This is a genomic window from Streptomyces sp. NPDC005574 (assembly GCF_040605435.1).
Lineage (GTDB): Bacteria > Actinomycetota > Actinomycetes > Streptomycetales > Streptomycetaceae > Streptomyces.
In genome coordinates this window covers 1-12,830 of sequence record NZ_JBEXCW010000138.1, presented here as the reverse complement: position 1 = coordinate 12,830, position 12,830 = coordinate 1, and the positions used below count along the sequence as shown (strand labels likewise).

The 12,830-nt window shown below is 73.3% G+C and carries 12 protein-coding genes; all 12 read left to right on the top strand.

Translation table 11 applies throughout. The annotated features are described in order from the left end of the window. Positions 1-242 precede the first annotated feature (242 nt). The gene (locus ABZT03_RS40090) at positions 243-1,709 is read left to right on the top strand and encodes an FAD-dependent monooxygenase (protein WP_356048607.1); all 1,467 of its coding nucleotides are present in this window, start codon (positions 243-245) and stop codon (positions 1,707-1,709) included. A gap of 130 nt (positions 1,710-1,839) precedes the next feature. Next, positions 1,840-2,169: a TcmI family type II polyketide cyclase gene (locus ABZT03_RS40085; RefSeq protein ID WP_356048606.1), complete on the top strand. Its 330-nt coding sequence runs from the start codon at positions 1,840-1,842 to the stop codon at positions 2,167-2,169. After that, positions 2,166-3,437, top strand: a complete 1,272-nt coding sequence (locus tag ABZT03_RS40080; RefSeq protein ID WP_356048604.1) for a beta-ketoacyl-[acyl-carrier-protein] synthase family protein — start codon at positions 2,166-2,168, stop codon at positions 3,435-3,437. Before ABZT03_RS40085 ends, ABZT03_RS40080 begins: the two co-directional genes overlap by 4 nt. Then, positions 3,434-4,657 carry a ketosynthase chain-length factor gene (locus ABZT03_RS40075; protein ID WP_356048602.1) on the top strand — a complete coding sequence of 408 codons (1,224 nt, stop codon included), beginning with the start codon at positions 3,434-3,436 and terminating at the stop codon, positions 4,655-4,657. Before ABZT03_RS40080 ends, ABZT03_RS40075 begins: the two co-directional genes overlap by 4 nt. A gap of 76 nt (positions 4,658-4,733) precedes the next feature. Then, the gene (locus ABZT03_RS40070; RefSeq protein ID WP_356048601.1) at positions 4,734-5,009 is read left to right on the top strand and encodes an acyl carrier protein; all 276 of its coding nucleotides are present in this window, start codon (positions 4,734-4,736) and stop codon (positions 5,007-5,009) included. Positions 5,010-5,414: 405 nt separating this feature from the next. Then, positions 5,415-6,200, top strand: coding sequence for a 3-oxoacyl-ACP reductase FabG (gene fabG / locus ABZT03_RS40065; protein WP_356048599.1), 786 nt, complete (start codon positions 5,415-5,417; stop codon positions 6,198-6,200). Positions 6,201-6,234: 34 nt separating this feature from the next. Next, positions 6,235-7,179, top strand: a complete 945-nt coding sequence (locus ABZT03_RS40060) for an aromatase/cyclase (protein ID WP_356048598.1) — start codon at positions 6,235-6,237, stop codon at positions 7,177-7,179. A gap of 3 nt (positions 7,180-7,182) precedes the next feature. Continuing rightward, complete coding sequence (locus ABZT03_RS40055; protein ID WP_356048596.1) at positions 7,183-9,501, top strand: SDR family oxidoreductase; 2,319 nt, start codon at positions 7,183-7,185, stop codon at positions 9,499-9,501. A 4-nt stretch (positions 9,502-9,505) separates the two neighbouring features. Beyond that, positions 9,506-11,056 (top strand): MFS transporter, encoded by a 1,551-nt coding sequence (locus tag ABZT03_RS40050; RefSeq protein ID WP_356048594.1) that lies wholly within the window; start codon positions 9,506-9,508, stop codon positions 11,054-11,056. Beyond that, a complete protein-coding gene (locus ABZT03_RS40045; protein ID WP_356048593.1) occupies positions 11,016-11,465 on the top strand; it encodes an acyl carrier protein in 450 nt (149 codons plus the stop codon). The genes ABZT03_RS40050 and ABZT03_RS40045 overlap by 41 nt, the downstream gene beginning before the upstream one ends. Then, entirely contained in the window at positions 11,462-12,286 is an 825-nt protein-coding gene (locus ABZT03_RS40040) for a 4'-phosphopantetheinyl transferase superfamily protein (protein ID WP_356048592.1), read from the top strand. Before ABZT03_RS40045 ends, ABZT03_RS40040 begins: the two co-directional genes overlap by 4 nt. 5 nt (positions 12,287-12,291) lie before the next feature. Then, on the top strand, positions 12,292-12,830 hold a 539-nt coding region (locus ABZT03_RS40035), incomplete at its 3' end, for a carboxyl transferase domain-containing protein (protein ID WP_356048591.1).

Below are 12,830 nucleotides of genomic sequence, written 5' to 3'. Positions count from 1 at the left end.
GCTTCGGTCACTCCCGGCCTTCGGTCACTCCCGGCCTTCGGTCACTCCCGGCCTTCGGTCACTCCCGGCCTTCGGTCACTCCCGGCCTTCGGTCACTCCCGGCCTTCGGTCACCCCTGGCCTTCGGTCACCCCTGGCCTTCGGTCACCCCTGGCCTTCGGTCACCCCCGGCCTTCGGCCACCCCGTTCTCCCCTGGCCCGTCTCTTCCCCGCCTGAAGTGCGGGTTCATCCCGAGGAGTGTCATGGACGCATCTGTCATCGTCGTGGGCGCCGGACCGGCGGGCATGATGCTCGCCGGTGAGCTGCGCCTCGCGGGCGTCGGCGTCATCGTCCTGGAGAAACTCGCGGCGCGTACCGGAGAGTCGCGCGGTCTCGGTTTCACCGCCCGCACGATGGAGGTCTTCGACCAGCGCGGGCTGCTGTCCCGCTTCGGCGACATCGAGGTCAGCAACGTGGGCCACTTCGGCGGTCTGCCGGTGGACTTCGGGGTGCTCGACGGCGCGCACCAGGCCGCCAAGACGATCCCGCAGTCGGCCACCGAGACCGTACTGGAGGAGTGGTGCGCCCAGCTCGGCGCGGACATCCGGCGCGGCCACGAGGTCCTGTCCGTCACGGAGAAGGAGGACTGCGTCGAGGTGGAGGTGCGCGGCCCCGCCGGTGTGCGCCACCTGCGCGGCGAGTACCTCGTCGGGTGTGACGGCGGCCGCTCCACGATCCGCCGGAGCCTCGGCTTCGACTTCCCCGGCACGGCCTCGACCCTGGAGATGTTCCTCGCCGACGTCAGGGGCATCACGCTGGAGCCCCGGATGATCGGTGAGACCCTGCCGGGCGGCATGGTCATGGTGGGTCCGCTGCCCGGCGGGGTGACCCGGCTGATCGTGTGCGAGCGCGGCACCCCGCCGCGGCGCCGGGAGAAGCCCCCGGCGTGGGAGGAGGTCGCCGCCGCCTGGCAGCGGCTGACCGGCGACGACATCTCGCACGCCGAGCCGGTGTGGGTGTCCTCGTTCGGCGACGCGACCCGGCAGGTCACCGAGTACCGGCGCGGCCGGGTCTTCCTCGCCGGCGACTCCGCGCACATCCACCTGCCGGCCGGCGGCCAGGGCATGAACACCAGCATCCAGGACGCGGTGAACCTCGGCTGGAAGCTGGGCGCGGTGGCCGGGGGCAGGGCGCCCGAGGCGCTCCTGGACACCTACCACGCCGAGCGCCACCCGGTCGGCCGGCGCCTGCTGATGAACACCCGGGCGCAGGGCCTGTTGTTCCTGTCCGGGGCCGAGGTGCAGCCACTGCGCGACGTACTGAACGAGCTGATCCACTACCCCGAGGTCAGCCGGCACTTCGCCGCGATGGTCTCCGGCCTGGAGATCCGCTACGACCTCGACGGCGGCTGTCACCCGCTGCTCGGCCGGCGGCTGCCGGAGGTGCGGCTGACCGGCGACCGGCTGGTCTCCTCCAGCACGGAGGCGCTGCACGCGGGCCGGGGAGTGCTGCTGGACCTCGCGGGCAACGGGGCGCTGCGCCGCCGGGCCGCGCCCTGGCTGGACCGGGTCGACGTCGTCACCGCCACACCGGTGCTGCCGGAGGGCAGTGCGCTGGCCGGCACCACGGCCGTACTGGTGCGCCCCGACGGCTACGTGGCCTGGGCCGCGCCGGGCAGTCACGGCGATCTGCCGATGGCACTGGAGCGCTGGTTCGGCCCGGGCCGCTGACCTCGCCCCCGCTCCCGGCGCCGGGAGCCACACCGTCACCTCACCGCCGTACGGCATCCGTCACGCCCGCCCGGGCCGAGGCCGCCGGCCCGGGCACCGCCCGCCCCGCATACCGCCGAAGGAGACCCTCATGCACAGCACACTGATCGTGGCCCGGATGGACCCCGGCAGCCAGGCCGACGTGGCCCGGCTGTTCAAGGAGTTCGACGGCACCGAGATGCCGCACCTGATGGGCACCCGGCGCCGCCAGCTCTTCACGTACCGCGGCCTCTACTTCCACCTCCAGGACTTCGACGCCGACAACGGCGGCGAGCTGATCGAGGCCGCCAAGTCCGACCCGCGTTTCGTCGGCATCAGCGAGGACCTCAAGCCGTTCATCCAGGCGTACGACCCGGCCACCTGGCGCTCCCCGGCCGACGCGGTCGCCACCCGCTTCTACGACTGGGAGGGCCGGGCGTGAGCGCCAGGCGAGTGGTCATCACGGGGGTCGGTGTCACGGCCCCCGGCGGAGTGGGCGCCGGGAACTTCTGGAACCTGCTCAGTGAGGGGCGTACGGCGACGCGCGGGATCACCTTCTTCGACCCGTCCTCGTTCCGTTCCCGGGTCGCCGCCGAGATCGACTTCGATCCGGAGGAACACGGCCTCGGCCCGCAGGAGATCCGGCGGATGGACCGGGCGGCGCAGCTGGCCGTGGTGACCGCCCGGGAGGCGGTCGCCGACAGCGGGCTCGACCTGGCCGCGGGTGACCCGTACCGGGTGGGCATCACGATCGGCAGCGCGGTCGGCGCGACCATGGGACTCGACGAGGAGTACCGGATCGTCAGCGACGGTGGCCGGCTGGCCCTGGTCGACCACGAGTACGCGGTGCCGCACCTCTACAACTACCTGGTGCCGAGCTCGATCGCCGCCGAGGTGGCGTGGGCGGCGGGCGCCGAGGGCCCGGCGACGGTGGTCTCCACCGGCTGCACCTCCGGCCTGGACTCCGTCGGCCACGCGGTCGAGCTGATCCGGGAGGGCTCGGCGGACGTCATGGTGGCCGGCGCGACCGACGCGCCGATCTCCCCGATCACGCTGGCCTGCTTCGACGCCATCAAGGCGACCACCCCGCGCAACGACGACCCCGAGCACGCCTCGCGGCCCTTCGACGGGACCCGCAACGGCTTCGTGCTGGGGGAGGGTTCGGCGGTGTTCGTGCTGGAGGAGCTGGAGAGCGCGCGCAGGCGCGGCGCGCACGTCTACGCGGAGATCGCCGGCTACGCCTCGCGCTGCAACGCCTTCCACATGACGGGGCTGCGGCCGGACGGCGCGGAGATGGCCGAGGCCATCACGGTGGCGCTGGACGAGGCCCGGCTGAACCCGGACGCCGTCGACTACGTCAACGCGCACGGCAGCGGTACGAAGCAGAACGACCGGCACGAGACGGCCGCCTTCAAGAAGAGCCTCGGCGAGCACGCCTACCGGACCCCGGTGTCCTCCATCAAGTCGATGGTCGGGCACTCGCTCGGGGCGATCGGCTCGATCGAGATCGCCGCCTCGGTGCTGGCCATGGAGCACAACGTGGTGCCTCCGACGGCGAACCTGCACACGGCCGACCCCGAGTGCGACCTGGACTACGTGCCGCTGGTCGCGCGTGAGCACCGCACCGACGCGGTGCTGACCGTCGGCAGCGGGTTCGGTGGTTTCCAGAGCGCGATGGTGCTGGCCCGCCCCGAGAGGAGTATGGCATGAGCTCGTCAATACCGAAGGCCGTCGTGACGGGGCTCGGCATCGCCGCCCCCAACGGCCTCGGTACGGAGGACTACTGGGCGGCGACCCGCGCGGGCAAGAACGGCATCGCCCGCATCACCCGCTTCGACCCCTCCCGCTACCCCGCCCGGCTGGCCGGCGAGGTCCCCGGATTCACCGCCGCCGAACACCTGCCCAGCCGCCTCACCGCACAGACCGACCACATGACCCGGCTCGCCCTGGTCACCACCGACTGGGCGCTGGCCGACGCCGGCGTCACCCCCGCCGACCTGCCCGGATACTCCATGGGCGTGGTCACCGCCAGCTCCTCCGGCGGCTTCGAGTTCGGCCAGGGCGAACTGCAGAAACTGTGGAGCCAGGGCAGCCAGTACGTGTCCGCGTACCAGTCCTTCGCCTGGTTCTACGCCGTCAACAGCGGCCAGATCTCCATCCGCAACGGCATGAAGGGACCCAGCGGCGTCCTCGTCTCCGACCAGGCCGGGGGCCTCGACGCGCTGGCCCACGCCCGCCGCCAGATCCGCAAGGGCACCGACCTCATCGTCTCCGGGTCGATCGACGCGTCGATCTGCCCGTGGGGCTGGGTCGGACTCCTGGCCGGCGGCCGCCTGTCGACCAGCGAGGAACCCGACCGGGCCTACCTGCCCTTCGACGCGGCCGCCGCCGGGCACGTGCCCGGGGAGGGCGGGGCGATCCTCATCCTGGAGTCCGAGGAGTCGGCCGCGCGGCGCGGGGCCCGCGTCTACGGCGAGTTCGCCGGCTACGGGTCCACCTTCGACCCGGCCCCCGGCAGCGGCCGCCCGCCCGGTCTGCGCAAGGCGATCGAACTCGCCCTCGCCGACGCGGGCGCCGACGCCGCCGACGTGGACGCCGTCTTCGCCGACGGCGCCGCGATCCCCGAGCTCGACCGGTCCGAGGCGGACGCCCTCAACGACGTCTTCGGACCGCACGGCGTCCCGGTCACCGCGCCCAAGACGATGACCGGCCGCCTCTGCTCGGGCGCGGCGCCCCTCGATGTCGCCACGGCGCTGCTCGCCCTGGCGGACGGCATCATCCCGGCCACCACGAACATCGACCCCGACGCGACGTACGACCTCGACCTGGTCACGGACGGGCCCCGCCCGGCGGAGCTGCGGACGGTCCTGGTCGTGGCCCGGGGCGCCGCGGGGTTCAACTCGGCGGCGGTGATACGGGCCGCCGGCTAGAGCCCCACCCCCGACGGGGCGCCCGGACCACCGGGCCCCCTTCGTCCTTCCTCCCCCTTGAATGAAAGGAACACCCGTGGCCACCCAGCCCTTCACCATCGAGGACCTCAAGCGGATTCTGCTGGAGGGAGCCGGCGCCGACGAGAACGTCGACCTCGACGGCGACATCCTCGACACCGAGTTCGAGGAACTCAGCTACGAGTCCCTGGCGCTGCTGGAGACCTGCGGCCGGATCGAGCGCGAGTACGGCATATCGCTCGACGACTCCGTGCTCACCGAGGCCAAGACCCCCCGGGCGATGGTCGAGGCGGTCAACGCCCGCCTGGACGACACCACCCCGGCAGCCGCCTGACCCCCCACCCACCCGCACCCGCGACACCCCGCGCCCCAACGGAGGGCGCCCCACGATCACCGCCCACGAAAGCCCCCTCAGGGGCGCGGGGAACTGCGCGCCAAGCCCCCACCCACCCGCACCCGCGACACATCCCGCGCCCCCGCGCCCCCGCGCCCCCAACGGACGGCACCCCTCCGTCACCGCTCACGAACCCCCGTCAGGGGCGCGGGGAACTGCGCGACCAGCCCCCACCCACCCGCACCCGCGACACCCTCCGCCCCAACGGAGGGCGCCCCACGATCACCGCCCACGAAAGCCCCCCTAGGGGCGCGGGGAACTGCGCGACCAGCCCCCCCACCCGCACCCGCGACACATCCCGCGCCCCCGCACACCCAACCCCCGCCAAAAAAGGGAGCACCAGACATGTCCGACATCCCCCAGCGGGTGGCCCTCGTCTCCGGGGCCACCAGCGGTATCGGTCTCGCGGTGGCACGGCTGCTGGCGGCCCAGGGCCACCGGGTCTTCATCGGTGCCCGCGACGCCGAGAACGTCGCCCGTACCGTCAAGCAGCTGCGCGAGGAGGACCTCGACGTCGAGGGCGCCCCCCTCGACGTGACCTCACCGCTGTCGATCGAGACCTTCGTGCAGGCCGCCGTGGACACCTTCGGCACGGTCGACGTCCTGGTCAACAACGCGGGCCGGTCCGGCGGCGGCGTCACCGCCGACATCGACGACGAGCTCTGGTACGACGTCGTGGAGACCAACCTGAACGGCGTCTTCCGGCTCACCCGCGCCGTCCTCAACACCGGCGGCATGCGCCACAAGGACCGCGGCCGGATCATCAACGTCGCCTCCACCGCCGGCAAGCAGGGCGTGGTGCTGGGCGCCCCCTACTCCGCGTCGAAGCACGGTGTCGTCGGCTTCACCAAGGCCCTCGGCAACGAGCTCGCCCCGACCGGCATCACCGTCAACGCGGTGTGCCCCGGATACGTCGAGACGCCCATGGCGCAGCGCGTACGGGCCGGCTACGCGGCGGCGTACGACACCTCCGAGGACGCCATCCTGCAGAAGTTCACGGCGAAGATCCCCCTCGGCCGCTACTCCAGCCCCGAGGAGGTCGCCGGCCTGGTGGGCTACCTCGCCTCCGACACGGCCGCCTCCATCACCGCGCAGGCGCTCAACGTCTGCGGCGGCCTCGGCAACTTCTGACCGGTCCGACACCCGTACCTTCCGAGGAGCACGCATGTCCGCATCCGAGCCGCGGGAAGTCGCGCACGAGATCACGGTCTCGGCCCCGGCCACCGCCGTCTACCGGCTGATCGCCGAGGTGGAGAACTGGCCGCGGATCTTCCCGCCGACCATCTACGTCGACCACCTGGAGCGCTTCGGCGACGAGGAACTGATCCGGATCTGGGCGACGGCCAACGGCGAGGCCAAGAACTGGACCTCGCGCCGCGTCCTGGACCCCGAAGGTCTCAGGATCACCTTCCGCCAGCAGGTCTCCACGCCCCCGGTCGCCACCATGGGCGGCACCTGGATCATCGAGCCGCTGTCCGAGACCGCGTCCCGCGTGCGGCTGCTGCACGACTACACGGCCGTCGACGACGACCCGGCGAGCCTGGCGTGGATCGAGGAGGCCGTGGACCGCAACTCCCGCTCCGAACTCGCGGCCCTGAAGACCAACGTCGAACTGGTCACCGCGTCGGAGGAGTTGACGTTCTCCTTCGAGGACACGGTCGAGATCGACGGCTCCGCCAAGGACGCCTACGACTTCGTCAACGAGGCCGGACTGTGGTCCGAGCGGCTGCCGCACGTGGCGACCGTACGGCTCACCGAGGACACCCCCGGACTGCAGACGCTGGAGATGGACACCCGCGCCAAGGACGGCTCCGTGCACACCACGAAGTCCTACCGGGTGTGCCTGGACGGCGAGAAGATCGCCTACAAGCAGACCACCCTGCCGGCGCTGATGGCCCTGCACACCGGCTACTGGACGTTCCGCGAGACGGACACCGGTGCGACCGCCTCCTCGCAGCACACCGTCGTGCTGCGGCCCGAGAACATCGAGCGGATCCTCGGTCCCGGGGCGGGCGTCGACGAGGCCAGGGAGTACGTGCGCTCGGCGCTGAGCACCAACAGCCGCGCCACCCTCGGCCACGCCAGGGACCACGCCGAAGCGAGGCGCTGACCCGTGGCCGGCGCCGACGCGGTCGATACGCAGGTCGTGGTGGTCGGTGCCGGCCCCGTCGGCCTGATGCTCGCCGGGGAACTGCGTCTCGGCGGCGTGGACGTGACCGTACTGGAACTGCTGGACGCCCCGACGACCGAGTCGCGGGCGTCCACGCTGCACGCCCGGACCATGGAGATCCTGCACCAGCGGGACCTGCTGGAGGGGCCCGGCGGTTTCGGTGACCCGCTGCCGCCGCACGAGCCGATGGGCCACTTCGGCGGACTGCCGATGGACCTGCGGCTGCCCAGCCCCTACCCGGGGCAGTGGAAGGTCCCGCAGGTGCGCACCGAGGAACTGCTCGGCGCCCGCGCGGCGGAACTCGGGGCGCGGATCATGCGCGGCTACCGGGTCGTGGCCCTGGAGCCGCATCCGCACCACATCGAGGTGTCCGCGGAGTACGGCGGGCGGACGGAGCGGTTCACCACCCGCTACGTCGTCGGCTGCGACGGCGAGGACTCGGCCGTACGGCGGCTCGCGGGCGTCGGCTTCCCCGGCACCGGCGCCGAACGGGAACTGATCCGCGCGGACGTCGAGGGCATCGAGATCACCGACCGCCGCTTCGAGCGGCTGCCGAAGGGGCTCGCCATCGCCGCCCGGCGCGGCGACGGCGTCACCCGGGTGATGGTCCACGAGTTCGGCCGGCCGGCCCGCGCGGCCGGCGAGGCCGTCTTCGCGGACCTCGTCGAGGCCTGGCACAACGTCACCGGCGAGGACATCTCCCACGGCACCCCGCTGTGGGTCAACTCCTTCGGCGACGCGTCCCGGCACGCCGAGCGCTACCGCGAAGGCCGGGTGCTGCTGGCGGGCGACGCGGCGCACCAGCAGATGCCGATCGGCGGCCAGGCGCTCAACCTCGGCCTCCAGGACGCCGTCAACCTGGGCTGGAAACTCGCCGCGACCGTGCTCGGGCAGGCGCCGGACGGGCTGCTCGACACCTACCACCAGGAACGGCACGCCGTCGGACGGCGGGTGCTGTCGCACATCCGGGCCCAGGCCCGCCTGCTTCTCGGCGGCCCGGAGGTCGAGGCGCTGCGCTCCGTCGTCGGCGAACTGACCGCCTACGAACCGGTACGCGCCCACCTGGCCGGCACCATCAGCGGCCTCGACGTGCGCTACGAGACGGCGGCCGGCCACCCACTGGTGGGCGCCCGCCTCCCGGAGGCACAACTGCCGGGATCAGCCGAGCCGTTGAGCGCGCTCGGACTGCTGCGCACCGGGCGGGGACTACTGCTCGTGCCGGCCCGGCAGGAGGAACTGCGGCAGCGCGTCGCCGGTGTGGCGCGGCCGTGGGCCGCGAGTGTCGACACCGTGACCGCGCTGCCCCCGGCCGAGGGCCCCCTCGCGGAGGTGGCCGCCGTGCTCGTCCGCCCCGACGGGCACGTCGCCTGGGCCGGCGACTCACCCGACGGCCTGGACACCGCCCTCGCCCGCTGGTTCGCCCCCGACGAGCCGCGGGACACACCTCCGCGCGCACACCCCCACGCATCGCACGCACAAGTCAACGGCAGGAGAAGGAACATGGGTGACCTCACCGGCAAGACCGCGCTCGTCACCGGCGCGAGCCGCGGGATGGGCCGGGCCACCGCCGAACGTCTGGCCCGCGACGGCGCGCTCGTCGCCGTGCACTACGCCACCAACGAGGACGCGGCCGCCGAGGTCGTCGCCGGGATCGAGAAGGACGGCGGGCGCGCGTTCGCCGTACCGGCCGCCCTCGACGCGCCCGGCGGCGTGCACGAGCTGTTCCTCGGCCTGGAGCGGGGGCTCAAGGAGCGCACCGGCTCCACCGTCCTCGACATCCTGGTCAACAACGCCGGGGTGATGGGCGGGGTGAAGCCCGAGGACACCACCCCGGAGCAGTTCGACCGGATCTTCGCCGTCAACGCCAAGGCGCCGTTCTTCATCGTCCAGCGGGCGCTCGCCAACCTCCCCGACGGCGGCCGGATCGTGAACATCTCCTCCGGGCTGACCCGCTTCGCCAACCCCGACGAGATCGCGTACGCGATGAGCAAGGGCGCCGTGGAGCAGCTCGCGCTGCACTTCGCCAAGGCGCTCGGCCCGCGCGGCATCACCGTGAACAGCGTCGCGCCCGGCATCACCCGCAACGGCAACCCGGTGTTCGACATCCCGGAGGCCGTCGAGGCGATGGCGGGCCTGTCCACCTTCAACCGGGTCGGCGAACCGCAGGACGTCGCCGACGTCATCGCCTTCCTCGTCTCCGACGACGCCCGCTGGGTCACCGGCTCCTTCGTCGACGCGAGCGGCGGAACCCTCCTCGGGTGACGCCGTGACCAGGCCGCATCCCTCCGCGACGGCCACCGCCGGGCTCGCCGCCGGGCAGTGGGACGTACGGCTGTGGGCGCTGCTGTGCGTCCTCGCCGGCAACATGCTCATCGACGCGCTCGAAGTGTCCGTGGCGGTCGTGGCCCTGCCCTCGATCCGTACGGACCTCGGGCTGCCGCTGACCGCCGTGCAGTGGACGATGACCGGTTTCGCCGCCGGCTTCGGCGGGCTGATGCTCTTCGGCGCCCGGGTGGTGAGTCTGCTGGGGCGCCGCCGGGTCTACCTGGCGGCGCTCCTCGCCTTCGCGGCCGCCTCCCTGCTGAGCGCGCTCGCCCAGGAACCCTGGCTGCTGGTCGCCACCCGGCTCGTCAAGGGCTTCTGCGCGGCGCTCACCGCGCCCACCGGCCTCGCCATCATCTCCACCGCCTTCCCCGAAGGCCCGCCCCGCAGCCGGGCGTTGTCCGTCTACACCCTCTTCGGCGCGGTCGGCTTCACCACCGGCCTGCTGCTGTCCGGCTGGCTCACCCCGTACAGCTGGCGGCTGACCTTCGCCTTCCCGGCGCCGGTCGTCCTCCTCCTGTTCGCCCTCGGCCTCCGCCTGATCCCCGACAGCGACCACGCCGGGCCAGGCGGCACGGGCCCCACCCCCGCACACCTGAAACCACCCCGGCGCTACGACGTGACGGGCGCCCTCACCTTCACCGGCGCCCTGCTCGCCCTCGTCCAGGGCGTCACGGCCCTGCCCGCCCACGGCTGGACCGACCTCCGCTCCGGCGGGGCCCTGCTGGCCGCGGCGGCGCTGCTCACCCTGTTCGTCGCCGTCGAACGCACCACCCCCGCGCCCCTGGTGCGGTTCGGCGCGCTGCGCGGCGGCCCCATGCTCCGCTCCGCACTCGGCGCGGCCTGCCTCAACGGGTCGTATCTCGGGCTGCTGTTCGTCCTGGTCCACCAGCTCCAGACGGTCGCCGGCTGGTCGCCCCCGCGCTGCGCGCTGGCGCTCGCGCCGGCCGCCGTCCCGCTCGCCGTCACCGCGCTGCGGTCCGGCCGGCTCGTCGCCCGCTTCGGCGCCCCGCGGCTCATCGCGGCCGGCGCCGCCCTGCCCTTCGCGGGCTACCTGCTGCTGCTGCGCGAATCCTGGCCGCTGGACTACCCGGGGCTGCTGCTGCCCACGCTGCTGCTGGTGGGCGCCGGGTTCGTGCTGTCCTTCGCCGCGCTCAACACGCAGGCCACCGCCCGGCTGCCGGCCGCCGAACGCGGCGCGGGCAGCGGCCTGTACCAGACCGCCGTACAGATCGGAGCGGTCCTGACACCGGCGCTCGCCGCCGCCCTGGTCACGGCCGCCACCCCGGCGCACGCCACCGCCGCCCAGGCCGTGGCGGCCTGCCGGCCCGCACTCGTCCTGGTCGCAGCGATCGGCGCACTGGGACTCCTGGTGGGCCTCGGCGGCCTCACCCGCACCGCCGTTCCGCGCCGCCCTCCCGCACCTCCCACCCACTCCACGACGGGGCACGATCATGGACCAGACGACGAAGACCTGGATCTTCGGCGACCTTGACGATCTCGACGACCTGGACTACGAGTTCGAGCAGGACCACGTGGTGGAAGTGGTGCCGCCGAGCCTCGCGGAGCTGGCCTCCTGCGGCCTCGCCGAACGCACCCGTCTCCTCGACGCCTACGTGCGCGCCGAACTCGCCCGCGTCCTGCGGGTCGAGCCGCACACCATCGACACCGTGGGCCGCCCCATGAACAGCCTGGGCATCGGCTCCATCACCGGTCTGGAACTCCAGCGCCGAATGGAGGCCGTCCTGCGGGTCGACGTCAACCTCAACATGCTGCTGCGCGCCAACAGCGCCGCCGAACTCGTCGACTGCCTGGCCGGACAGCTCGGCCCCGAGGACAGCCCGCACAAGCACGCCGCCGAGATCGAGCACCTCGTCTCGCACGACCTGCCGGGTACGGCGTGAGCGGGGACCTGCTCGTCCGCGGGGGGCCGGCCACCGACGCGGCCCGGCTGCCCGCCCCCGGCCGGCTCGACGTGTGGCTGCTGCGCCGGCCCCGGCTCGACTCGGCCGCCGAACAGCTGGAGCTGACCGAGCTCAGCGACGCCGAACGCCGGCGCACCGCCTCCTTCGTCCGCCCCACCGACGGCATCACCTACGCCTCCGCGCACATCGCCCTGCGCCGGCTGCTCGGCGCCTACCTGGGCCGGGCCCCGCGGGACGTGCCGTTCGTGCGGGAGCCCTGCCCCGGCTGCGCCAAGCCGCACGGGCGGCCCGCGGTCGCCCACCCCGACCCGCCGCTGCACTTCTCCCTGGCGCACAGCCACGGCATGGCCGTCATCGCCGTCTCCTCCACGGTGATCGGCATCGACGTGGAGCGGCTGCCCCGCGAGGAGACCGTCGAGGTGTGCGCCCCCGCCCTGCACTCGGGGGAGCGGGAGGAACTCGCGTCCCTCGCCGGGGAGGCCAGGCGGGAGGCGTTCGGACGGATGTGGACCCGCAAGGAGGCCTACCTGAAGGCGCTCGGCACCGGCCTGTCCCGCGATCCGGGCCAGGACTACCTGGGCTCCGACGCCCACCGCCGGCCGGCCGGCTGGACCCTCCTGGACCTGCCGGCGGGCCCCCGCCACAACGCCGCCGTCGCCGTGCTCGGTACCGGGGCGCCCCGCGTCGGGGTGCGCTGGCTGCCACCCGAGGCGCTGTTCGCCGGCGGCACGGTGGAGCTCGACGCCGCCGGCCCGGGCGCCGCCGCCACGACCACGCAAGGACCTGACAGGGGAGCGTGACCCAGATGTCGACCGACCAGACCGGCACGGCACACACCGCCGCCGCCCGGCCCAGCCTGCACGACCGCGAACACCGCGGCCAGTGGAGCGCCCTGGAACGGGTGGAGGAGCTCGGCCTGATCAAACAGGCCGCCGCCCACGGAGACCCGCTGGCCACCGAGCGCCAGCACGCCAAGGGCAAGCTCACCGCGCGCGAACGCATCGAACTACTTCTCGACGAGGGCTCGTTCACCGAGGTCGAGAGCCTGCGCCGGCACCGCGCCTCCGGCTTCGGACTGGAGCGCAAGCGCCCCTACACCGACGGCGTGGTCACCGGCTGGGGCACGGTGGAGGGCCGTACCGTCTTCGTCTACGCCCACGACTTCCGCATCTTCGGCGGCGCCCTCGGCGAGGCCCACGCGCAGAAGATCCACAAGATCATGGACATGGCGCTCGCGGCCGGGGCGCCCCTGGTCTCCCTGAACGACGGCGCGGGCGCCCGTATCCAGGAGGGCGTCAGCGCGCTCGCCGGCTACGGCGGCATCTTCCAGCGCAACACCCGCGC